Source organism: Bacillus sp. FSL L8-0654 (assembly GCF_038629965.1).
Lineage (GTDB): Bacteria > Bacillota > Bacilli > Bacillales > Bacillaceae > Bacillus > Bacillus safensis.
Genome location: NZ_CP152026.1, coordinates 2,937,851 through 2,960,136, shown reverse-complemented (window position 1 = coordinate 2,960,136; position 22,286 = coordinate 2,937,851). Strand labels below are relative to the sequence as shown.

At 41.1% G+C, this 22,286-nt stretch carries 22 protein-coding genes; 19 read left to right on the top strand and 3 right to left on the bottom strand.

The window, feature by feature from the left end; translation table 11 throughout:
- Nucleotides 1–191 precede the first annotated feature (191 nt).
- The 9 genes from MHH65_RS15370 to MHH65_RS15330 all read left to right on the top strand — a co-directional run bounded on the left by MHH65_RS15370 (nt 192) and on the right by MHH65_RS15330 (nt 9,118).
- On the top strand, nt 192–560 hold the full coding sequence (locus MHH65_RS15370; protein WP_003212803.1) for a carboxymuconolactone decarboxylase family protein: 369 nt from the start codon (nt 192–194) through the stop codon (nt 558–560).
- A gap of 215 nt (nt 561–775) precedes the next feature.
- A complete protein-coding gene (locus MHH65_RS15365; RefSeq protein WP_254965641.1) occupies nt 776–910 on the top strand; it encodes a hypothetical protein in 135 nt (44 codons plus the stop codon).
- A gap of 213 nt (nt 911–1,123) precedes the next feature.
- A complete protein-coding gene (gene sufC / locus MHH65_RS15360) occupies nt 1,124–1,909 on the top strand; it encodes a Fe-S cluster assembly ATPase SufC (RefSeq protein ID WP_007500355.1) in 786 nt (261 codons plus the stop codon).
- An 18-nt stretch (nt 1,910–1,927) separates the two neighbouring features.
- Nucleotides 1,928–3,241, top strand: coding sequence for a Fe-S cluster assembly protein SufD (gene sufD, locus MHH65_RS15355; protein WP_034280840.1), 1,314 nt, complete (start codon nt 1,928–1,930; stop codon nt 3,239–3,241).
- Nucleotides 3,241–4,461, top strand: coding sequence for a cysteine desulfurase (locus tag MHH65_RS15350; protein ID WP_046313268.1), 1,221 nt, complete (start codon nt 3,241–3,243; stop codon nt 4,459–4,461). Before sufD ends, MHH65_RS15350 begins: the two co-directional genes overlap by 1 nt.
- Complete coding sequence (gene sufU / locus MHH65_RS15345; RefSeq protein ID WP_041115744.1) at nt 4,451–4,897, top strand: Fe-S cluster assembly sulfur transfer protein SufU; 447 nt, start codon at nt 4,451–4,453, stop codon at nt 4,895–4,897. The genes MHH65_RS15350 and sufU overlap by 11 nt, the downstream gene beginning before the upstream one ends.
- Before the next feature lie 17 nt (nt 4,898–4,914).
- A complete protein-coding gene (gene sufB, locus MHH65_RS15340; RefSeq protein WP_007500362.1) occupies nt 4,915–6,312 on the top strand; it encodes a Fe-S cluster assembly protein SufB in 1,398 nt (465 codons plus the stop codon).
- A gap of 326 nt (nt 6,313–6,638) precedes the next feature.
- On the top strand, nt 6,639–7,205 hold the full coding sequence (locus MHH65_RS15335) for a TetR/AcrR family transcriptional regulator (RefSeq protein ID WP_268412698.1): 567 nt from the start codon (nt 6,639–6,641) through the stop codon (nt 7,203–7,205).
- 56 nt (nt 7,206–7,261) lie between these two features.
- On the top strand, nt 7,262–9,118 hold the full coding sequence (locus tag MHH65_RS15330; RefSeq protein ID WP_268412699.1) for an alpha/beta fold hydrolase: 1,857 nt from the start codon (nt 7,262–7,264) through the stop codon (nt 9,116–9,118).
- Nucleotides 9,119–9,285: 167 nt separating this feature from the next.
- Here the strand turns inward: MHH65_RS15330 and MHH65_RS15325 are convergent, their stop codons facing one another.
- The gene (locus MHH65_RS15325) at nt 9,286–9,927 is read right to left on the bottom strand and encodes an NAD(P)H-dependent oxidoreductase (protein ID WP_025094143.1); all 642 of its coding nucleotides are present in this window, start codon (nt 9,925–9,927) and stop codon (nt 9,286–9,288) included.
- 82 nt (nt 9,928–10,009) lie between these two features.
- On the opposite strand from MHH65_RS15325, the gene MHH65_RS15320 reads away from it, so the two are divergent.
- A complete protein-coding gene (locus tag MHH65_RS15320) occupies nt 10,010–10,942 on the top strand; it encodes a WYL domain-containing protein (protein ID WP_268412700.1) in 933 nt (310 codons plus the stop codon).
- 83 nt (nt 10,943–11,025) lie between these two features.
- On the opposite strand, the gene MHH65_RS15315 is transcribed toward MHH65_RS15320, so the two are convergent.
- The gene (locus tag MHH65_RS15315) at nt 11,026–12,231 is read right to left on the bottom strand and encodes a DUF418 domain-containing protein (protein ID WP_268412701.1); all 1,206 of its coding nucleotides are present in this window, start codon (nt 12,229–12,231) and stop codon (nt 11,026–11,028) included.
- A 249-nt stretch (nt 12,232–12,480) separates the two neighbouring features.
- Here MHH65_RS15315 and MHH65_RS15310 point away from each other — a divergent pair, with 249 nt between their 5' ends.
- The 9 genes from MHH65_RS15310 (at nt 12,481) to MHH65_RS15270 (ending at nt 21,312) form a co-directional block, all read left to right on the top strand.
- Nucleotides 12,481–13,182 carry a response regulator transcription factor gene (locus MHH65_RS15310; protein WP_133744601.1) on the top strand — a complete coding sequence of 234 codons (702 nt, stop codon included), beginning with the start codon at nt 12,481–12,483 and terminating at the stop codon, nt 13,180–13,182.
- On the top strand, nt 13,163–14,476 hold the full coding sequence (locus MHH65_RS15305; protein ID WP_268412703.1) for a HAMP domain-containing sensor histidine kinase: 1,314 nt from the start codon (nt 13,163–13,165) through the stop codon (nt 14,474–14,476). Before MHH65_RS15310 ends, MHH65_RS15305 begins: the two co-directional genes overlap by 20 nt.
- A gap of 37 nt (nt 14,477–14,513) precedes the next feature.
- Nucleotides 14,514–14,942, top strand: a complete 429-nt coding sequence (psiE, locus tag MHH65_RS15300; RefSeq protein WP_024423385.1) for a phosphate-starvation-inducible protein PsiE — start codon at nt 14,514–14,516, stop codon at nt 14,940–14,942.
- 191 nt (nt 14,943–15,133) lie between these two features.
- Nucleotides 15,134–15,934, top strand: a complete 801-nt coding sequence (locus MHH65_RS15295) for an HAD family hydrolase (RefSeq protein ID WP_034623831.1) — start codon at nt 15,134–15,136, stop codon at nt 15,932–15,934.
- 318 nt (nt 15,935–16,252) lie between these two features.
- Nucleotides 16,253–17,164: an alpha/beta hydrolase gene (locus MHH65_RS15290; RefSeq protein WP_034623830.1), complete on the top strand. Its 912-nt coding sequence runs from the start codon at nt 16,253–16,255 to the stop codon at nt 17,162–17,164.
- A gap of 309 nt (nt 17,165–17,473) precedes the next feature.
- On the top strand, nt 17,474–18,427 hold the full coding sequence (locus MHH65_RS15285) for an iron-siderophore ABC transporter substrate-binding protein (protein WP_268412707.1): 954 nt from the start codon (nt 17,474–17,476) through the stop codon (nt 18,425–18,427).
- A gap of 73 nt (nt 18,428–18,500) precedes the next feature.
- Nucleotides 18,501–19,517 carry an iron ABC transporter permease gene (locus MHH65_RS15280; RefSeq protein WP_024423381.1) on the top strand — a complete coding sequence of 339 codons (1,017 nt, stop codon included), beginning with the start codon at nt 18,501–18,503 and terminating at the stop codon, nt 19,515–19,517.
- Nucleotides 19,510–20,547 carry an iron ABC transporter permease gene (locus MHH65_RS15275; RefSeq protein WP_024425988.1) on the top strand — a complete coding sequence of 346 codons (1,038 nt, stop codon included), beginning with the start codon at nt 19,510–19,512 and terminating at the stop codon, nt 20,545–20,547. The genes MHH65_RS15280 and MHH65_RS15275 overlap by 8 nt, the downstream gene beginning before the upstream one ends.
- Nucleotides 20,548–20,568: 21 nt before the next feature.
- Complete coding sequence (locus MHH65_RS15270) at nt 20,569–21,312, top strand: IucA/IucC family C-terminal-domain containing protein (RefSeq protein WP_098677588.1); 744 nt, start codon at nt 20,569–20,571, stop codon at nt 21,310–21,312.
- A 13-nt stretch (nt 21,313–21,325) separates the two neighbouring features.
- Here MHH65_RS15270 and MHH65_RS15265 read toward each other — a convergent pair whose 3' ends face one another.
- On the bottom strand, nt 21,326–22,204 hold the full coding sequence (locus MHH65_RS15265) for an endonuclease (RefSeq protein ID WP_098677589.1): 879 nt from the start codon (nt 22,202–22,204) through the stop codon (nt 21,326–21,328).
- Nucleotides 22,205–22,286: the final 82 nt, after the last annotated feature.

Below are 22,286 nucleotides of genomic sequence, written 5' to 3'. Positions count from 1 at the left end.
TCCGCTCCGGCCTAGGGCTGCAAAGGTTTTCTATCACGCTGAAAGGAAGATGAAGGGCTAAAATAAAGATCATTTTAGCCCTTAATCAACAATCTGCAACCTCGCTTCTATCAAAGCGAGGTTTTTTGTGTATTTTTTCAAATCTCGCTCATAATAAAAACGTACAAAAGACCTGAAGGGATGGAATCAAGATGAATGAACAGCATATGAGCGGATCCATGCAGCAATCACTGACTGATTATAAAACCGCAATGGGTGAATTCCAGAAGAAAATGCCGGTGTTTGGAAAGAAATTCAATGAATTTACGGAGCAGTGCTTCCAAAGCGATTCATTAACGCAAAAGGAAAAACAAATGATTGCCCTCGGTATCAGTATTCATGCGCAGGATGAATACTGCATGATTTATCATACAAAAGGAGCGCTCGATCAAGGGGCGACAGAAGAGAATTTGCTGGAGGTTGTCAGCGTGGCGGCAGCTTTTGGCGGCGGGGCAGCACTAAGCCAAGGAATCACTGTCGTTCAGCAATGTATTGATGAATTTGGAGGACAGACGCATTAAGGGAAGCAAAACACGGTATTTTTCCATCTCAGGGAGTTGAACGCTTCTCATCCGATTGTGTGAGAAAATATGCCAGCATAAGGTGTCATATCCCTTTTGAGTGAAGCCGCATACGTTTGCTACAATAAAGCTACACTCAAGGAAGGGAATGGTTTATTATTTGTTCGGACCATAGTACACTGGGATTGGATTATACCGCCGAGATGGAAAAGGCCATGCATCAAGCTCATGGCATGAGCTATGCAGAGTACGAAAGAGACCATGACTTAAGGATGAAAGTGGAATATAAACGAGAGCAGTCCTATCGAGATGAGAAAAGACAGCTCGCAAAAATGAATATACGAGGCTAATAATAGCTGAGGGGCGGGGAGAACAGTTTCCCGCCCCTTCTTTATGAAAACAGTCTTTTCGACATAAATCCTTTTATCTACCTGCTTTTTTTGTTAGAATTTTGAGAGCATCCTCTCACGCTTATCGTGAATGTGTTGTATTCAGTTTTAATTTGTTATAAAATTAGAATGAGAATAAATTGAGAATAATGATTATTTTGGAGGTATCGATATATGACTGCTTCGACATTAACAATTAAGGACTTGCACGTTGAGATTGAAGGGAAAGAAATCTTAAAGGGTGTAAACCTCGAGATAAAAGGTGGAGAATTCCACGCAGTAATGGGACCAAACGGAACAGGTAAATCTACTTTATCTGCTGCCATTATGGGTCACCCTAAATATGAAGTAACAAAAGGCAGCATCTTGCTTGATGGCGAAGATGTCCTTGAAATGGAAGTAGATGAGCGCGCTCAAGCTGGTCTTTTCCTTGCGATGCAATACCCATCTGAAATCAGCGGTGTTACAAATGCTGACTTCCTTCGTTCTGCAATTAACGCACGCAGAGAAGAAGGCGATGAAATCTCTCTTATGAAATTCATCCGCAAAATGGACGAAAACATGGAGTTCCTTGAAATGGACCCAGATATGGCACAGCGCTACCTAAACGAAGGTTTCTCAGGCGGGGAGAAAAAACGCAACGAAATTCTTCAATTAATGATGATTGAACCAAAGATCGCCATCCTTGACGAAATCGATTCTGGTCTTGATATCGATGCCTTGAAAGTTGTTTCTAAAGGAATTAACAAAATGCGCGGCGAAAGCTTCGGCTGCTTAATGATCACTCACTATCAGCGTCTGCTGAACTACATCACACCAGATCACGTTCATGTCATGATGCAAGGCCGTATCGTGAAATCTGGCGGACCAGAACTCGCGCAGCGTCTAGAAGCAGAAGGCTATGACTGGATTAAAAAAGAGTTAGGAATTGAAGACGAAACTGTTGGTCAAGAAGCGTAAGCGTTAGGAGGATTATTGATGACATTAGAAACGAAATTATCAGTAGATCAAGATTATGTCAAAAGCTTCTCCGAGAAGCATCAGGAACCGGCATGGATGAGCTCCCTTCGCTTACAGGCTCTTGAAAAAGCAGAAGACCTCCCAATGCCAAAGCCTGACAAAACGAATATTTCAAAATGGAATTTAACGAATTTCAAACAGCATACAGTCGAAAGTGCGCCATTTGGATCATTAGAAGAGCTTCCAGAAGAAGTGAAATCTCTGATTGATTTAGAGGACACAGATAAGACAGTTTACATTCAGCGTGATCAAACGCCGGCCTATTTGTCTCTTTCAGCTGAAGCAAAAGACAAAGGTGTGATCTTCACTGATCTTCATACAGCGATTCGTGAGCATGGAGATTTAGTGAAACAATACTTCATGACAGATGCAGTGAAAGTGGATGAGCATAAACTAACAGCTTTACATGCTGCTTTAGTGAATGGCGGAGCTTTCCTCTATGTACCGAAAAACGTAGAGCTTGAAGCACCAATTCAAGCTGTTTATCTTCATGAAAATGACGAAACGACTTTGTTCAACCATGTCATCGTTGTAGCAGACGATCATAGTGCTGTGACATATGTAGAAAACTACATCAGTACAGCAAAACCGGAAGAAGCGATCTTCAATATCGTTTCTGAAGTGTTCACAGGCGCTAACGCCCGCGTCACATACGGTGCTGTAGATAACCTTGCAGAAGGAGTCACAGTATATGTAAACAGACGCGGTATGGCAAATGGCCGTGACAGTAAAATCGAATGGGCGCTTGGCCTGATGAATGATGGAGACGTCGTATCTGAAAACATCACAAAACTGATGGGCGACGGTACATTCGGTGATACGAAATCAGTTGTTGTCGGCCGAGGAAACCAAACAGAAAACTTCACAACAAGCATCATTCACTTCGGTAAAAATTCTGAAGGATATATCTTGAAGCATGGTGTGATGAAGGATCAAGCATCCTCTATCTTTAACGGAATTGGCAAAATCGAGCATGGCGCAACGAAGTCAAATGCAGAGCAGGAATCACGTGTCCTCATGCTGAGTGAGAAAGCACGCGGTGACGCAAACCCAATTCTTTTAATTGATGAAGATGATGTGACAGCAGGGCACGCCGCTTCTGTTGGACGTGTCGATCCAATTCAATTGTACTACCTCATGAGCCGCGGGATTTCCAAAGAAGATGCAGAAAGACTTGTGATTTACGGCTTCTTAAATCCAGTTGTAAAAGAACTGCCGATTGAAGGAGTTAAAAAGCAGCTTGTTTCTGTGATTGAAAGGAAAGTAAAATAATGAATATCAAAGACGTTCGTGAGCAATTTCCAATCCTTCATCAGCAAGTGAACGGACATGATTTGGTGTATTTGGACAGTGCAGCGACTTCTCAAAAACCAAGAGTGGTCATTGATGCAATGAATGAGTATTACCGGTCTTACAACTCGAACGTCCACAGGGGTGTTCATACCCTTGGCACAAGAGCAACGGACGCATACGAGGGTGCGAGAGAGAAAGTTCGTGCATTCATCCGTGCTTCATCTGTTCAGGAGATTATTTTTACTAGAGGTACAACAACTGCGCTAAACACAGTGGCGATCAGCTATGCTAGAGCCAACCTCAAAGAAGGCGATGAGATTGTCATTACGCATATGGAGCATCATGCGAATATCATCCCTTGGCAGCAAGCAGCAAAAGCAACTGGCGCCACATTGAAATACATTCCGTTACAGGAAGACGGCACGCTATCGCTTGAAGATGTGAAGCAAACGATCACACATCAAACGAAAATCGTCGCTGTCACACATGTCTCAAACGTATTAGGAACCATCAACCCGATTAAAGAAATCGCCAAAATCGCCCACGATCATGGGGCAATCATTGTCGTCGACGGTGCGCAAAGCACTCCGCACATGCAAATTGATGTTCAGGATCTAGATTGTGACTTTTTCGCATTCTCTGGGCATAAAATGTGTGGACCGACTGGCATCGGTGTGCTTTACGGGAAGAAGGACCTTTTGAATAATATGGAGCCTGCTGAGTTTGGCGGTGAAATGATCGACTTTGTGGATCTATATGATTCTACATGGAAAGAGCTGCCGTGGAAATTTGAAGCGGGAACACCGATTATTGCTGGAGCAGTTGGACTAGGAAAAGCAATTGACTTCTTGAATGACATTGGTATGGAGGAAGTCAGCCGTTACGAGCATCAGCTTGCGACTTACGCGCTTGAGCGCTTTAAGGAGCTTGACGGTGCGACTGTTTATGGACCGCAGCACCGAGCTGGGCTTGTGACGTTTAACTTAGACGATGTCCATCCGCATGATGCATCAACTGTTCTGGATACGGAAGGTGTCGCCATTCGTGCTGGACACCACTGTGCACAGCCGCTCATGAAATGGCTTGGTGTATCAGCGACTGCAAGAGCAAGCTTTTATCTGTATAATACAGAAGAAGAGATTGACCGGCTCATTGCAGCGCTCCGTAAGACAAAGGAGTATTTTACGAATGTCTTTTAATGTAAACTTAGACACACTGTACAGACAAGTGATTATGGATCATTATAAAAATCCGAGAAACAAAGGTGTGCTAAACGACAGCATTGTCGTCGATATGAACAACCCAACGTGTGGTGACCGCATTCGTCTTACGATGAAAATCGAAGACGATAAAGTCACGGATGCGAAATTTGAAGGAGAAGGATGCTCGATTTCGATGGCATCTGCCTCGATGATGACGCAGGCGATTAAAGGGAAAGATATTGAAACAGCTTTGAAAATGTCTCAGATTTTCTCCGATATGATGCTAGGAAAAGAATACGACGATTCCATTGATCTTGGTGACATTGAGGCGCTACAGGGAGTGGCAAAATTCCCTGCCCGCATCAAATGTGCAACATTATCATGGAAGGCGCTTGAAAAAGGCGCATCTGCCGAAGATAACGGCAAATCATAAGATTGGAGTGAAAATGGATGGCTAAAAAAATGCCAGATGTTGGTGAATATAAATACGGCTTTTCTGATAAAGACGTTTCCATTTTCCGTTCAGAGCGCGGACTGACAAAAGAGATCGTTGAAGAAATTTCTCGTATGAAAGAAGAGCCTCAGTGGATGCTCGACTTCCGTTTGAAATCTCTTGAGCACTTTTACAACATGCCGATGCCACAATGGGGCGGAGATTTAAATGCATTAAACTTTGATGAAATTACGTACTACGTAAAGCCATCAGAGCGCTCTGAGCGTTCTTGGGATGAAGTACCAGAAGAAATCAAACAAACCTTTGATAAGCTTGGTATCCCAGAAGCAGAGCAAAAATATTTAGCTGGTGTATCTGCTCAGTATGAATCTGAAGTTGTGTATCACAACATGAAGCAGGATCTTGAAGATCTAGGAATTGTGTTTAAAGATACAGACAGCGCATTAAAAGAGAACGAAGACATCTTCCGTGAGCACTGGGCAAAAGTCATTCCTCCGACTGACAACAAATTTGCTGCGCTTAACTCGGCTGTATGGTCTGGTGGTTCATTTATCTACGTACCAAAAGGCGTAAAAGTAGATACTCCACTTCAAGCATACTTCCGTATCAACTCTGAAAACATGGGTCAGTTCGAGCGTACACTGATCATCGTTGATGAAGGCGCACATGTGCATTACGTAGAAGGCTGTACAGCTCCAGTTTACACAACAAACTCACTTCACAGTGCGGTTGTTGAAATCATCGTCAAAAAAGGCGGCTACTGCCGTTATACAACGATTCAAAACTGGGCAAACAACGTCTTCAACCTTGTGACAAAACGTACAGTATGTGAAGAGAATGCAACAATGGAATGGATTGATGGAAACATCGGTTCTAAGCTGACAATGAAATACCCAGCAGTCATCCTAAAAGGTGAAGGCGCTCGTGGTATGACATTAAGTATTGCTCTAGCAGGTAAAGGTCAGCACCAAGATGCAGGTGCGAAGATGATTCACCTTGCACCAAACACATCTTCAACAATCGTATCGAAATCGATTTCCAAACAAGGCGGTAAAGTCACATACCGCGGAATCGTTCACTTCGGACGCAAAGCAGAGGGTGCACGCTCAAACATCGAGTGTGATACACTTATCATGGATAACAAATCAACATCTGATACGATCCCTTACAATGAAATCTTAAACGACAACATTTCATTAGAGCACGAAGCAAAAGTATCAAAAGTATCAGAAGAACAGCTCTTCTACTTGATGAGCCGCGGAATTTCTGAAGAAGAAGCAACAGAAATGATCGTCATGGGCTTCATCGAGCCATTCACAAAAGAACTGCCAATGGAATACGCCGTTGAAATGAACCGCTTGATTAAATTCGAGATGGAAGGTTCTATTGGTTAATAAAAAACATTGATACACAACGCTTTTTGAAGGCATTTAATTTCGAGTGATACCACTTGTTAATTAAGCCTTCATGGCGTTGTGTTTTTTTATGTGAATGTGGAGAAGTATACAGTGTTCATCATCCTCAACAAATAGCTCTTACTCACATTCATGATGAAACGACAGATGTATTTAATTCGTGAAGCCAGGTCCACCCCTCCAATATCATCATCATTAAAGCCATCATATTTTTCTGTGGAATTAACTTTTCTCTAAAAGAACATAAATACTTGCAACATTAAAATTAGTACTGTATAGTTCTAATTATGACAAAGGCAAAATTAATGAATCAAAAACGTGTACTTGAAGTAGCTGCAACATTATTTTTGGAAAAAGGGTTTGCTTATACAAGTATGGATGAATTGGTACGTGTAAGCAAAGTATCAAAGTCGAATGTGTATTATCACTTTTCTAATAAGGAGGAATTATTAGAAGGGGTCGTTGATTATTGGATTGATATGTATCAAGCTGCAATAGACGACGTAATGTCTCAGACCCAATTTTCAGTTGAAGATCGTATCCAAATGTTTTTAAAGCAATTATCACAAGGCGTTCAGTCGAGAGAGTATCAGGGAGGCTGTCCATTTATTACTCTTTATATTCAAAGTCCTGCACAGGCCACGCAAATAAAAGAAAAAATAGGTCTTTTTTTTACAGGATTACAAAAGAAAGTTTCTCTATTACTGAAACAAGGTGTAGAGAACGGGGAATTCAGAAATACGATTCAGATTGATGAGGTGGCATCACTTTTTATTACAAATCTTGAAGGAGCGTTATTTATTTCAGAAACATTGAAGGATGCCACTGTCATCACAAAAACAGCAGATCATTTATTTAACTTGCTTCGATAAAGAAGCAATTTTTTTACATTAAATTAGTACTGAATAGTACTAAAAGGAGATTTTATATGAAAACAGTATTTTTAACAGGTGGAACAGGCTTTATTGGAAAGCAATTAGTCGAAGAATTAGCCAAAGAGGATGTGAACATTCTTCTTTTAGTGAGGTCGAAAAGTAAAGCGACACGCATTTTTCAAGAAAGAGGTATTTTAAAAGAGTCAGTGATGCACTTTGTTGAAGGTGATTTGACGAAAATAGATTTAGGTCTAAGTCCTGAAGATAAAGAGAGCGTATTGAAGACGGATGTGATGATTCACGCAGGAGGCCCTATGGATATTCAAGCGACAAGTAAAGAGGCAGCTTCCGTCTTTTTAAATGGCGCCAAATATATTGGTGAATTAGCTAAAAATATTCATCAATTGAAGGGCTTGCAGCATTTTATTCATGTTGTCGGTTATATGAGCCCCTTTGATGATCAAAATAGCAAGATTGCAATTGATGTGTTTAAAGAAGGAAATGATTACCTGAAAATAAAGAATCCTTATGAGAGAACAAAATTTTTAGCAGATCTTTATATCCGTCAACAAGCATCAGCTGTCGGTTATCCGCTGTCTGTCATTAATCCGCCAACTGTGGTCGGCAGTAGTAAAACAGGGAGTACAGAGCAGTTAGCAGGATTAGGATTGCTTGTGACAAGTATGCGAAGAGGGCTTATGCCAGTGATTCCTGGAGGTAAAGGATATAGGCTGCCACTGATTTCAAACGATGAGTTTGCGAAGTTTATTGTGCAGGTTTTCAGGATGGAGCAGCCGGCTATTCAAACATATACACTTGTTGAAGACAAAGAGCATGATCAGAACATTGCTGAATTATTAAGTGTGATGTCGGAAAGTATGAATATGAGGGCACCAAAAATCTCTGTCCCAATGCCGTTTATGAAAGCAATAATGAAAAGTGGAGTAAGTAAAATAACAAACATTCCTTCTGATGGACTCAATTTTATGACAAAACGAACATTTTCAAATGCTTCAGTGAAAAACATAATGGGAGGGGATTGGTTTAAGAAGACGAGTGTCATGAACTTTTTCCCTGCTGTAGTAGCTGATCTGGATTATCGCATGATGGATCAACATGGTGAGCATTATCATGTATTTGAGCGAACATTATGTGATAACAACAGCCTTTACCAATTACAAGGAGAAGGGAAACCGTTTATTTTATTACATGGTTTATTGAGTGATGGAAAGGATTTATTTCCTTTAGCACAAGAGCTTCATGAAAAAACGGGTCAGCCTGTATGGATCTTGGATCTTCCAGGTTTGGGGCGTTCCCCATTTAAACGAGAGAAACATCTTCTAGATATCTATTTGAATGTAGTGAAAAAGGTATTGGAGAAAGCGGCTCATGGTGCACATCTAATTGGCCATTCATTCGGTGCGTTTATTCTATTGAAAGCATTGGGACAAGGGTACATAGATAAGAAGTATTCAATCACTTTACTTCAGCCGCCTGTTGCTAAAAAAAATGCTAAATCGCTAAATGTTCCTCAATGGATGAACAAATGGTCTTTAAAATTAGCAACTCCTAAAATGATAAAGCGTTATTTATTAAGTAATGGTTTGTTTGAAAGGGCGGAGAGCATCCCTGAACATTATATTGAAAAAACCAGAAACAGTTTTACGTCTCCTAGAATTTTAAATACGACGGTTCAGCTTAATCATTTACTACTGAAAACCGATCAAGGTGAATTCAATGAATTAACAAAGGATAATCCTCATATTATCTGGGGGGAGTATGACAAAGGCTATTCTGCTCCGTTGCATCTTGGAAATGTTGATGTTGTTCCATACGGCCATCATTTTCCTCTTAGCCATCCGAGTGAAACGGCAGCATTGGTTATAAAAAATAGTCTTACTAGCAGTTGAGAATGTGGGATAAATAAAGAATGTCGTAATTGAAATGAAATCGCAGTGCTTGTGATCCCGCCGATGCACACCAACTGAAAGATTTTATAGCACCCTAAAACGAAAAAGGTGATTTTTATTAAAAAAAGCACGATTTTTCGTTTTGGGTCTTTTTGATTAAATAGAGATTAATTCGGTTCATAAAACTCCTCTAAGGTTTTCGTCATATCATCAGATGCAGATTGTAAGATCGCATCTTGTTCTAAAATCGCTGTTCCTTGTGCTCGGACAATATGAAATTGATGAAATCCCATCAAGTTTTGGAATATTTCTTTTAGGTAATGATGTGAGAATTCCAGAGGTGTGTAGCGATCGTTATTTGTGAAAATTGAGCCGCTTGCTTGAAGCAAAAGTACACGATAATCATCAGTCATCAGACCAACAGAACCATTTTCTGTATATTTGAACGTTTCTCTCGCAATAAAGATATTATCTATATAATCTTTCATTCGTGAAGTCACATTGAAATTATGAACAGGTGACACGATCACAATTCGATGATGTGCTTTGAATTGAGCCAATAAAGCAGATGAAGCAGCGGCGATTTTTTCCTCGGCAGCCGTTAATGCTTGTTTGGATGCTTGCTTATCCCAAATTCCTAGCAGCTGTTCTTTTTCGATACGAGGAATTTCAGTTCCATATAAATGTAAAATGGTTGGTTCCTCATGAGGAAACCTTTCTTTAAATTGTGTTAAAAATAGTGTTTGCAGTTTGTTTGAATAACTTTCTCGAGTGAAATCTGGGTGCGCGTTAATGATTAATGTTTGCATGTACATGCTCCTTTTCTTTTGATAAGCTGAGTATAAATGATAAAGGTGACAAAAGAAGGCACCTTTTTAAGAGGGAAAACAAATGAAAAAATCAGAACGATTAAACCAAGAACTTATTTTTTTAAGCGATAAACACTCTTTTCAGTTAAAGGACTTACAATCCGAATTTGACATTTCTAAAAGGACGGCTTTAAGAGATATAGAAGAGCTAGAGTCCATGGGCTTAGCTTTTTACGTTGAACCTGGCAGACACGGAGGATATCGACTGGTGAAACAATCTCCATTGGTTCCTATTTATTTCAATATAGAAGAAGTCCAAGCTATTTTTTTTGCTCTTAAAGCGCTAGACCTGGTGTCAGCAACACCATTTAAAAAATCTTACTCACAAATTCGGCAAAAGTTGTTTGCCACAATGTCTGATGAGAAAAAGCAAATGATTACGGAGACTTTGGATGTGATTCATTACTATAATGTCGCACCAGTTAGTGAACAAAATCATTTGGAATTGATTTTACAGGCAATGATGAAAGATCAAATCGTGAAGATGACGTACACTCAATATGAAAATAAATGGATCAGGCTGCAATTTCTTGAGTTGTTTTATCGAAATGGCATTTGGTTTTCTCAAGCATATGATGTTCAAAATAAAAAGTGGGGCATCTATAGATGTGACTTTATGAAGGACATGGTGATTGAAGAAGAAATCAGAGACACATTTACAAAGGAAGAATTAAAAGAACTGCAGCTCGAATACGAAAAAACTTATCATGATATCTCATTTAAATGTCGATTAACGGAACAAGGAAAAGAAAAGTTTTTAAAGCATCATTACCCAAATATGAGATTGGAGATCATTGATCAGATCCCTTATATTGTGGGTGGATACAACCAAGAAGAATTATCGTATATGACTCATTATTTGATGTCATTTGGGAAACATGTGAAAATTGAATACCCAGATGAATTGAAAGAAAGTTATTTGAATCAATTACGAGAAGTGATTGACAAGTATTGAATCAAAAAAAATGAATATACTACAGAAAAGGCGAACCACTAAAGTTCGCCTTTTCCCACTCTTTTTAACTACTATTATTTCAGTTACTTCGCCATATCCATTGTATTTGTTTTCGGTTGATCATCAACCTTCCCATATGTCAGCTGACGCCAAATAAACTCCATCGGGCCATATTTGAACCGCTTTAACCATAATGTACTAAAGAGCACGAGGAAGACATAAACCCCGAGTCCAATCATGAACGTGCCAGCAGGCTGAAGATAATCAGCAAGTCCGGCTCCGTATTTCAGAAATAGCATTGTGCCAATGATGGAGTGAAGCAAATAGCAGGTCAGTGACATGCGTCCGACTTTGGTAAAGACCATCAAAGCACCTCGCAGCTGAGGGACGTGAAGAAACAGCATCGCAAGTGTACTCATATAAAACATACTGCCAGTTAATCCCCCGTTTTGTTCCAGAGCAGTGGCAATGTTCATCCAGAGTGTATTTTCAAAAGGATTGACCGCTGCTATGATCGTACTGCCTTGGGTGATGAGAAAAGCGATGGCAAAAATGATCCAAATGCGATTCCAAATCGTTTTTTTCGTCTCCATGTTTTTGAAAAACTCCATTTTCACAAAATACACGCCAAGTAAAAACATGAAGAACATGGAGTAGACAGTAGAAAAAGAGCCGGAAGCCATTGTCACCATATCTGTCCACCGATCACCAATAGATGCTAAATAAGTCAGACTGTTGTGGCTGATTAATTCAAAATCAGCAAAGTCCGGCTTGCCTGATGATCCTGAACTGAAGGTATTGAGCAGCATCGTGAAAAAAGGCGTGAGCAATTGAATCACAAAAAGTGTGATGAGCCAGTATCCGATGGTTTTGGCTGTGCGTTTGTAAAAGAAAAGCAATAAAAAGCCAGCGACTGCATAATAGGCCAAAATGTCACCAATCCAAACAAAAGTTAAATGCAGAAGGCCAAATCCTAAGAGAATGGTTAATCTGCGGGTAAACAGCTTGTTCGGACTGTCCACCTTCTGAGCAGCTCGATCCATAAAAATCATAAAACCAACCCCGAATAGAAAGGAGAACAACGTAATGAATTTCCCTGAGGCAAACCAATTCACCACATTGTGAAAGACATCATTTGACTCCATGTCAAATCCCTTGGCCGAATCCACGATCAAAAAGTAATTGACTAGAATAATCCCCATTAAGGCGAACCCTCGTACAATGTCCAAGAAATGAACCCGTTCCCGCAGACTCATCGGTTGTCCGTGTGCTACTTTGTTTGCATTCATATCCATGCTCCTTTTCTTGTTATGATAATGTGATTCGGATCAATTCATCGATCCTTACAATGAATCAATATACGGCCCAATTCTTAACAATTTATGAAGATCCATTTTTTTGAAAATAAATGTGACAAATTGATGGCAGATGGTCAAATTCATAAACTGTTAAGGTTTATGCTGTATCTTTTCACATAACTAGATGATATATAGTAAAGACATAAAAGAAAGAGCAACACATTACATGAGGTGAGAGGCATGACCCATCGAATATTAGTCGTAGAAGATGATCAGGATATTGGGGACCTTCTGCAGGAATCCCTTTCACGTGCAGGATATGAGGTGCTAAAAGCGATGAATGGCGAGCAAGCATTGAAGTTTGTGGACGATTCGCTCGATTTGGTGATTTTGGATGTGATGATGCCGGGGCTCTCAGGCATCGAAACGTGCCAGCAGATAAGAGCCTCTTCCAATGTCCCGATTCTATTTCTAACAGCCAAATCAAGTACATTCGATAAAACCGAAGGCTTACTTGCCGGCGGGGATGATTATATGACAAAACCTTTTTCACAAGAGGAGCTTCATGCTAGAGTGATTGCACAATTACGCAGGTATACTGTCTATCAGGAAAAGAAGGAACAGGAAGAGACCTTTCTTGTTGGGGGCAAACTGAAGGTAAGTGAAGAATTTAATGAAGTATGGAAAGAAAACCAGCAAATTAAGCTGTCTGATCTAGAATATCGGATGTTAAAACTGCTTATGAGCAGGCGAAACAAAATCTTTTCAGCCCAAAATATTTATGAAAGCGTGTGGGGACAGCCTTATTTCTATTGTTCCAACAATACGGTGATGGTGCATATTCGAAAGCTGCGTGCCAAAATTGAGGATGATCCGGCGCGTCCTGTATATATCAAAACTGAATGGGGAAGAGGATATCGATTTGGCACATCCACATCGTAAATATACACTGGCCAAAAAGCTTGCACTGCTGATTTTGGCGGCTGCAATTGTGAGTGGTCTTGTCTTTTTGACGCTGCAAAAGATCACCAATGATTTGATCGATGGATATTTGAGTTCGGACGAGTATTACGATCAGGAGTCAGCCAAGTACATTCAAAAATTCAGCCGCTATGTGTCTGAGAATGAGCTGTCTTCAACGGATCGAAAAGCGTTTGGCGAGTGGGTGAAAAAAGAGAATTACATTAATTTGACTATCTTCAAGGATGAGGTGCTGCAATATGACTCCATCTATTCGGCTGCGGATGAATCGGCGTACGGAAAAGAAAGGATGACTCAGTACGCTGAGCAACATTCGTATCCGGTTCAGTTTAGCGACGGTAAAGGCCGCGTCATGGTGGACGGGTTCTATTCATCTCGCTACCACGATCTTGCCTTTACACTCGAGCTGCTCGGAGCAACGCTTATTTTTCTCCTCATGGTTCTTCTCGGGATTCGCAAAAGTCTGCGCTACCTGCAAACGATTCACCAAGAGATACATATTCTTGAAGGCGGAGAGCTGGACTATGAGATGACGGTGAAAGGGCATGACGAATTAGCGATGATTGCCAAAAGTATTGAGGATCTTCGTAAAGCTTTTTTGGACAAGCTTCAAGCCATTGATGAGCTGCAAGAAGAGAGCCGCAGCTTGGTCACCGAAATGTCCCATGATATGAGGACACCGCTGACATCGCTGATGATGAATTTGGAGTTTGCGAAAAAAGAGGAGGCTGGAGCGGATACCCGTAAGGATCAATATATAGCAAGTGCTTATGAAAAAGCACTGCAATTGAAAAATCTATCTGATAATCTGTTCGCCTATTTTCTACTTGATAAAGAACATGAACCTGAGCTTGAGACAGTTGCAGTCAAAGAGGTCATTTACGATCTCTTATCAGATCAGGTGGCGATTTTGCAGCAAGAGACATTTAAGGTTCATCTTTTAGGAGAGCTGCCAGACAGCTATATCAATGTGAATGTCGAGGAGCTTGGCCGAGTGTTTGATAATCTGATGTCGAACATACTGAAATACGCTGACCCGAAAAAAGATATCAATCTCACGTTTCTATCCGACCAAGAAATCTTTGAGATCCATATCAGCAATGCGATAAACGAGACAAATGACACCCAGGAAAGCACTGGACTTGGTGAACGAAGCATAAAACGAATGATGTCCCGCATGCACGGGCAGTTTGAAAGGATGGAAAAGAACGGCGTTTACTACATCGTGCTGCGATTCTGGCACATCAAAATATAGGTAGCAAATGAATAACATGGAATGGAGAGACAATCTAATGAAACGATTCAACAACTTCCAAAAGGTACCGGATCTCTTGCAAGGCCTTCTGAATATTTGTTTATTCTTTCTGGCCATTGCTTTAAGCGTCCTCTTAATTAGTGAAACTTGGTATATTGTCCAATTCGTTTACAAGAATTTGCTCAGCAAAGAAGACAGTTATTATGAAATGCTTGGTGAGTTGCTGATCTTCTTTATGTACTTTGAGTTTATTGCCTTAATTATTAAGTACTTTAAATCAAACTTTCATTTTCCGCTTCGCTATTTTATTTATATTGGCATCACGGCCGTCATCCGTTTGATTATTATCGATCATAAGGAGGCTGTATCGACGTTCTGGTGGGCGTTGACTATCTTAGCCATGACGGTTGCACTCTTTATCGCTAGTAAACGACATGCGGTTCAGGAGCATGAAGAAGTGAAGTGAGGGAAGAAGACGAACGATGACCGTTCGTCTATTTTTTTATATGTTGATTCATGAAACGCCTTGTGACGTACCTGTAACAAGTGCCTTTATGTGTGATGACAAACAACATGTTCCTGGCTTATTTACTTTCTGGCATTTACACATATACAATTTTCATAGTGTTTGTTCAGCTAAGGAATTGGAGGAAGAACATGATTAAATTAATTATTACGGATTTAGACGGCACTTTTTTAAATCGCCAAGGATCATTTGATCAAGCTTTATTTCAGAAAATAAAAGCATTAATGGAAGAGAAAAATGTAGCGTTCGCTCCTTGTACGGGAAAGCAGTGTGAACGAGTGGAGGCATTGTTTGGTGAGCATGCAAAGGATTTTTGGATTTTAGGGGATAGCGCAACGCGGATTAAAAAGAATGGACAATTTGTTTATGAATCTTTAATAAAAAATGATCTGGGTTTATCGATCATCCATAAGCTGGAGGAGATAAGTAAAGTGCAGACGATCATTGCATGTACGAAAGATGGTGCAGTGGTCAATGAGCATTTATCTGAGAGTGAAATGAGATTTGTGACGGGCTCTTATACAAATGTCCTCAAGGTTTCAAACTTTGCTGACATACAAGATGACTTTGTGAAAATCACCGTTCATGATCCTGAGGCAAATTGCGTACAGACGAGAGAAATGTTAAGTGAATTCTTTGAACAAGTATATGTTGTCGCTTCAGAAGATACGTGGATTGATATTTCCAATATTGGTGTTCATAAAGGAACCACCGTGAAGCAGCTGCAGAACATTTTGGGGGTAACAGAAGAGGAAACGATGGTATTTGGTGATGGACGTAATGATCTAGAACTGATGGAATCCGCTCAGTACAGCTTTGCTGTAAGAAATGCCGTCCAAGAGGTAAAAGATGCTGCGCATTTTATTACGCTCTCAAATGAAGAGAGCGGGGTCATGCATACGATTCAAAAAATCCTAAGCTTGCAGCCTTAATCGTAATCAATCAAAAAGACGAACTTGTCCAGTTCGTCTTTTTTCATGTCTGGACATTGACGAGATGAACACTTAGTCGATATCTGTCTATTAATGAACGGTTAGGGTCAGATTGACAATTGATTGTCATGCATCTAAAAAGTAGAATATGAGTAACAGTAAATAAACAGTTGTTCATTAATGGATAGGTGTTTGTTGTGGTGAGTGATCAGCTGGATAAAAAGGTTTTTTCCTGATGTACGTCTTCATATGGTATGCTTTAGAAGCCTTATCTTTCCATCGAAATCGATCATGATTCTATGAGTAGGGGTTGATCATATGCGAAGTATTCAAAGTTTTTTAGTAGAACAGCTACTTGCTTTGACGAAAAAGAAACTCAATGTAAATGATTATCTAGAAGAACGAAGAAAGGCAAATCAACTACCTTATGAATTACCTGAAAAAATCAAGAATAAGTACAAAATTACTAAAAATGACTCGTTTCCAGTCGATACGTATATGCTGAAATCAAATGACCAGCCAGATGACCATCAGGTGTTGTTTATACCAGGTGGTGGCTATATCGAACAGCCTTTAACTTGGCATTGGCGTTTTTTAGATCGATTGACGAAGCAATTAAATAGTACGGTGTATGTGCCGGTGTATCCAAAAGCACCGAACCATCAGTATATGGATGCGATCGAGAGTGTCCTCCCTGTGTACCAAGGTCTTTTAGAGAAAGGAACACCTGAAAATATCGTCATCATGGGCGATTCTGCTGGCGGCGGTTTATCGTTAGCTTTTGCTCAATACTTGGCAGAAAAGGGCTTGCCGCAGCCAGGAAATATCATTCTTTTATCACCATGGCTAGATGTCACATTAAGCAACCCAGATATCGCTGCTATGGTTCCAAAAGAGCCAATGCTCAATCTAGCCTTATTAATTGAATCAGGAAAAAGATATGCGGGTGAAATGGATGAAACACACCACTTAGTCAGTCCAATTTATGGAGAGATCAAATCATTGGGACGAATTTCTGTTTTTATAGGCACTCACGAATTCTTTCTCCCAGATGCTCGTAAATTCAAAGAGATGGCAGATAAGCAGGGGGTTCCAATAAACTATATAGAATATCCTAAAATGAATCACGTGTTTCCTGTCTTCCCTATACCAGAAGCAAAAAAAGCGTTAAATCAAATTGTCGCGATTATTGAAAGTAATACCTTCCCTTTGAAAGAATTCAATGAATAAGATATAAGAATGAGGATGACTAGCGCGGCTGGCCATTCTCGTTTCTGTTTGAAGGAGCAAAAAAACAATCAGTCTATCAAGTGCTTGAAGGACATACCCATTTGTCAGTTTTACTAGAAGCAGGAAAACAGATTGGCAGGACCATCCAGATGTGGAATCCTTCTATTTAGTATGAATAACTAGTCAATACTCTCCCATTTTCTTAAAAATTTACATTGACACCATCCTTTTCTATGATAAAATCATAGTGTGATAATGAGAATCGTTATCAAACGATATGACTACATATAGAATGGATAGGTGAGGTACATGTTCAAGAAATCTTTTTGGTCGCTATTAGTTGTGCTCTCCATCGTTTTACTTGCAGCTTGCGGCAGCAATAGCAGTAACGGCAAGTCAGATAGTAAAGAGAAAACAAGAAACGTTGAAAGCGCTATCGGTTCAACTGAAATTAAAGGATCGCCTAAACGTGTGGTGACACTGTACCAAGGAGCAACGGATGCAGCAGTCGCTATGGGCATTAAACCAGTAGGTGTTGTTGAATCATGGCTTGAAGCACCTACGTATAAATATTTAAGCAACGACTTAAAGGATGTTAAAATTGTTGGGCAGGAAACACAGCCAAACTTAGAGGAAATTGAAAAGCTCAAGCCTGATTTGATCATTGCATCGAAAATCCGTCACGAGCAAATTTTTGATCAGCTGAAAGAAATCGCTCCAACTGTTGCAACTGAAACTGTGTTCACATTTAAAGATACAGTGAAGTTGATGGGTGAAGCGTTAAACCAGGAAGACAAATCAAAAGAATTGCTGACAAAGTGGGATGACCGCGTCGCTGATTTCAAAGAAAAAGCGAAAAAAGACATCAAAAACTGGCCAATGAGTGTATCTGTGGTGAACTTCCGTGCAGATCATGCTAGAATCTATCAAACTGGTTTCGCAGGGTCCATTTTAACAGAGCTGGGCTTTGAAGGACCTAAGAATGTCAAAGATAAAAAGCAAGACATCATTACACTGACAGACAAAGAGAGCATTCCGCAAATGGATGCAGATGTGATCTATTACTTTATGGATGAAAAGGATAAAGCGGTTGAAAAAGCATATAAAGAGTGGACAAGTCATCCTTTATGGAAGCAGCTTGACGCAGTGAAAGCGAAACAGGTGCATAAAGTAGATGAAATCACTTGGAACATGGGCGGCGGTATTATCGCTGCAAACATGATGCTTGATGATATTTACGATCGTTTAGGAATTGATAAATAAGTCGTAACAGAGGAGAAAATGTGAATATACCATTTTCTCCTTTTTTCCATAACAGATTGAAAGCGGGAATCAGATGAGAAGTTTAATAAAAAAGGATTCAAGCAAGGCACTGCTTTTTGCTGGATTCATTGTGTTGATGTTGGTCTTTTTTATGCTCAGTATTTCCCTTGGGCAAACCTCCATTTCCCTCAAAGCCACCATCCATGCTTTTCTTCAATTTGATGAATCGGATCCAAACAGTGTCATTGTCATGACATCCAGATTATCAAGAGCTTTAATTGCAACGGTCGTTGGCTCAAGCCTGGCGATTTCAGGTGCACTCATGCAGGCATTGACGAGAAATCCGCTTGCGGCGCCTGATTTATTAGGAATTAATGCAGGTGGACTATTTTTTATCGTGATTTCGATTGTTTTCTTTTCAACAGAGTCGTTAACAAGCTATATGTGGACAGCCTTTCTAGGCGCAGCGATTGCAGGGATGCTCGTTTTTCTATTAGGTTCTATTGGAAGAGATGGATTGACGCCGGTCAAAATAGTCCTTGCAGGTGCGGCGATATCTGCACTGTTTGCGTCTTTTACACAAGGTCTTTTAATCGTGAATGAACAGTCGATTCAAAGCATTTTGTTCTGGATGGCTGGGTCAGTGTCTGGAAGAAGCATTGATATGTTAATCCCTGTTTTGCCTTATATTTTAGGTGCGACTGTAGTGGCGCTGCTTCTTGGACGTTCTATTAATGTTCTTTTGTCGGGAGATGATATTGCCAAAGGACTTGGCCAGCGTACACTGCTGCTGAAAATCACGATGGGTGTCCTCGTTGTCTTTTTAGCAGGTGGTTCCGTCGCTGTTGCTGGTTCAATTGGTTTTGTTGGTTTTCTTGTGCCGCATATTGTGAAAAAGCTCGTCGGGCCTGACCACCGCTGGGTACTGCCGTATTGTGCCGTTGTGGGGGCGTCGCTTTTACTTGCCGCGGATCTGGCGGCTCGTTTTCTGATCATGCCGCAGGAAGTGCCGATTGGTGTCATGACGGCGGTAGCAGGAGCGCCTCTATTTGTTTATCTCGTGCGCAAGGGGTTGAAGACAGGTGGCTAAAACATATACAGTGCGTTCTAAAGGCGGGCGCATTTCATTTCAATTTTCAAAGCGGACGTTTTTGATTTTACTTTTATTGACGGCCATTGCCTTTGGCTTATTTATTCTCAGTCTCAGTATGGGAAGCCGGTTCATTCAGCCGGTCGATGTGCTGCTTCATTTAATCGGTCAGGGAGAGGGGAATTCCTTTGTGTTAAATACACTGAGGATTCCACGAACGCTGCTGGCTGTTTTAGTTGGATCTGCACTTGCGGTATCAGGGCTTATTTTGCAAGGGTTGATCCGCAACCCGCTGGCATCACCTGATATCATTGGAATTACAAGTGGTGCTTCGTTTGGTGCGATTATGTTTATCGTCTTTTGGATGGGCACTGTGCCTATTGCTTATCAATCCTTATGGGCGATTGCAGGTGCTTTTGCGGTATCGAGTCTGATCTATTTGCTTTCATGGAAAAAAGGGGTCAAGCCGATCACACTTGTTCTAATGGGAATTGGGATTTCTGCCATTATGAAGGCATGTGTGACGTTTACGCTTGTTCTTAGTGATACGATGACAACGACCAAGTCTTACATCTGGCTGACGGGGAGCTTATATGGTTCTACGATGAAAGACGTCACTGCGATGCTTCCTTGGGTGATGATCATTTTACCGATTGTCATGGTGTTAGCAAGAACGATGAATGTAAAAGAACTTGGCGATGATCTTGCAACAGGTCTCGGGGTAAAAGTGCAGGCGAAACGATTATTCTTTCTCCTGATGAGTGTGACATTGGCTGGTGTTGCAGTCGCATTTGCAGGCGGCATTGAATTTGTTGGACTCATGGCGCCGCACGTTGCGCGGATGATCATTGGACGTTCATTCATAGCGCTTGTCCCAGCATCTGCGCTAGTTGGAAGTATTCTCGTGATGCTTGCTGATCTTGTGGCTAGAACCGCATTTCTACCGTTAGATGTTCCAGCAGGTGTATTTACGGCAGCTATTGGTGCACCGTTCTTTATTTATTTGTTATATCAACAGCGTAATCGATAAACAGAAGATGGGGGTTTTGATATGAGGCCGGAGTGGGTTGAGAGAGAATTACTTGATTTCGGGGTACACATCACAAATGGACCTATGACATCTGATCGCACACTTGCTGCGCTTTTTTCAGAAGCAGCCGTCATACGTTTATTAGAAGCTGAAAAGGAAGCGATGCATGCACCGAATCTTGCGGTAGCAGCCTCTATGTTTTCAAAGCGGTACGGCTACTTAGCTGTCAGTTCCTCTTTATACTTGATGACGCTGTATGAGGGTGTCTATCAGTTTCCACCAGCAGCATGTGCATTTAGAGAGGATCGAAAAATTGAAATAGATGAGGCGTCGTGTTCGTTTGTTCCACTAGAAGGAGACAGGCATGAATGGAGAGAGAAGGTCGTGCGTGAATTGTTTACGGAGTGTGTCACGCCTCTTTTAGACGTGCTGAACCGCACATCAAAACTCTCTTATCGTATTTTATGGGAAAATGTAGCGGTTCGAATTAACTCTCTTTATCGAAGCATGATGCGGGAAGCGGAAGAGCCTGCGGTGAAGCAGCGCATGCGGGGGGATTATCTGTATCTGAAGCAGGCGGCTGGAGATGTTTTTGGAGCTCAGCAAAATCCATTTCAGCACAGCCTAAACCTAGACGACAGTTTACTTGAAACATCCAACCGGAAAACCTGCTGTATGTATTATAAGCTTGAGAAAAAATCGGAGAGTCTCGATTATTGTCTTGTTTGTCCTCTTGAAAAAAAGAAAGGCACTGCTTGCTCGTAGCAGTGCCCTTTTTTTATTCCCAAATCTCACTTGCCCATTCAGGGTGATCAATAAAAGGGTTGCGGTTGTGCTGATACGTTTGATATATGATCTCATTGCGGTTCCGTTCGATTTGATCGACTGGGTCTTGCTTGTGCCATTTGAGAAGTACAGACATTTTTCCGTGAAGAGGGGAGCTTCCATTATTTACTTTGTCGTTTAATTCTAAATCTGGAAAGCGGTCATCACCCTCGTAGCGAACCGCCATATAAAAGAGCATTCTCGCAACATCTCCTTTGACCCGGCTGTGAGGTTCGAATGAGTCGCTGTCGTAGAAATTGCCCGGCGCCCCTTTGTATTCATTACCGCCTGTATCAAAATCTAAATTTCCGCGTGTGCTGTTCGTTTGCACATCTGTCGCACGAAGGTGGTGGAGATCTGTCCCAGGCCCCTGGCTTGTCCCAAAATTGCCATGAGACTTGGCCCAGACATGCTCTCTGTTCCACTGGCCCACATTCCCGCCATTCGCTTGCTTTGAACGGGAGGCACCACTATAAAGCAGCAGCACATTGTTTGGGTTATTGGGGTCTTCATCTGTTTTCTTTAATGCATCCCACACCTGGCTGTAGGATAGCTGCGTATGATCATCAATGATATCGTGTAAAGCCTTTTTAAGAGCGGGTCCTGATTTGCCAGCAGCAGATTGGTAATAGGAATCGATTTGACTTGTGGCGGCAGTTTGCGTTTGTTGTGCAGATGTTTCGTTTTGAAGCTGTAACGGGGAAAAGGTGATCGTTTGACTAGGTTCACTCAGATTGAAACCTTGAGCATTTGCAGCTGGAGGCAGCGGGGCGGCGAATGTGCCGAATATCATGATTCCGGCGGCCACAGTTCCAAATAAAGTTCTTTTCATTCGATTTCCTCCTTGATAGGGAATGTATTCTCTTTATTTCTATCATATTGCCATGGAGAAATAAATGGATTTCTCGTAAATT

What these genes read in the sequence shown, in the direction of transcription:
- MHH65_RS15310 (WP_133744601.1), top strand. Translation starts at nt 12,481, where the DNA reads ATGACCCATCGAATATTAGTCGTAGAAGATGATCAGGATATTGGGGAC.
- MHH65_RS15350 (WP_046313268.1), top strand. Translation starts at nt 3,241, where the DNA reads ATGAATATCAAAGACGTTCGTGAGCAATTTCCAATCCTTCATCAGCAA.
- MHH65_RS15315 (WP_268412701.1), bottom strand. Translation starts at nt 12,231, where the DNA reads ATGAATGCAAACAAAGTAGCACACGGACAACCGATGAGTCTGCGGGAA.
- sufU (WP_041115744.1), top strand. Translation starts at nt 4,451, where the DNA reads ATGTCTTTTAATGTAAACTTAGACACACTGTACAGACAAGTGATTATG.
- MHH65_RS15295 (WP_034623831.1), top strand. Translation starts at nt 15,134, where the DNA reads ATGATTAAATTAATTATTACGGATTTAGACGGCACTTTTTTAAATCGC.
- MHH65_RS15325 (WP_025094143.1), bottom strand. Translation starts at nt 9,927, where the DNA reads ATGCAAACATTAATCATTAACGCGCACCCAGATTTCACTCGAGAAAGT.
- psiE (WP_024423385.1), top strand. Translation starts at nt 14,514, where the DNA reads ATGAAACGATTCAACAACTTCCAAAAGGTACCGGATCTCTTGCAAGGC.
- MHH65_RS15290 (WP_034623830.1), top strand. Translation starts at nt 16,253, where the DNA reads ATGCGAAGTATTCAAAGTTTTTTAGTAGAACAGCTACTTGCTTTGACG.
- MHH65_RS15280 (WP_024423381.1), top strand. Translation starts at nt 18,501, where the DNA reads ATGAGAAGTTTAATAAAAAAGGATTCAAGCAAGGCACTGCTTTTTGCT.
- sufD (WP_034280840.1), top strand. Translation starts at nt 1,928, where the DNA reads ATGACATTAGAAACGAAATTATCAGTAGATCAAGATTATGTCAAAAGC.
- MHH65_RS15365 (WP_254965641.1), top strand. Translation starts at nt 776, where the DNA reads ATGCATCAAGCTCATGGCATGAGCTATGCAGAGTACGAAAGAGACCAT.
- MHH65_RS15270 (WP_098677588.1), top strand. Translation starts at nt 20,569, where the DNA reads ATGAGGCCGGAGTGGGTTGAGAGAGAATTACTTGATTTCGGGGTACAC.
- MHH65_RS15370 (WP_003212803.1), top strand. Translation starts at nt 192, where the DNA reads ATGAATGAACAGCATATGAGCGGATCCATGCAGCAATCACTGACTGAT.
- sufC (WP_007500355.1), top strand. Translation starts at nt 1,124, where the DNA reads ATGACTGCTTCGACATTAACAATTAAGGACTTGCACGTTGAGATTGAA.
- MHH65_RS15335 (WP_268412698.1), top strand. Translation starts at nt 6,639, where the DNA reads ATGAATCAAAAACGTGTACTTGAAGTAGCTGCAACATTATTTTTGGAA.
- MHH65_RS15265 (WP_098677589.1), bottom strand. Translation starts at nt 22,204, where the DNA reads ATGAAAAGAACTTTATTTGGAACTGTGGCCGCCGGAATCATGATATTC.
- sufB (WP_007500362.1), top strand. Translation starts at nt 4,915, where the DNA reads ATGGCTAAAAAAATGCCAGATGTTGGTGAATATAAATACGGCTTTTCT.
- MHH65_RS15320 (WP_268412700.1), top strand. Translation starts at nt 10,010, where the DNA reads ATGAAAAAATCAGAACGATTAAACCAAGAACTTATTTTTTTAAGCGAT.
- MHH65_RS15285 (WP_268412707.1), top strand. Translation starts at nt 17,474, where the DNA reads ATGTTCAAGAAATCTTTTTGGTCGCTATTAGTTGTGCTCTCCATCGTT.
- MHH65_RS15330 (WP_268412699.1), top strand. Translation starts at nt 7,262, where the DNA reads ATGAAAACAGTATTTTTAACAGGTGGAACAGGCTTTATTGGAAAGCAA.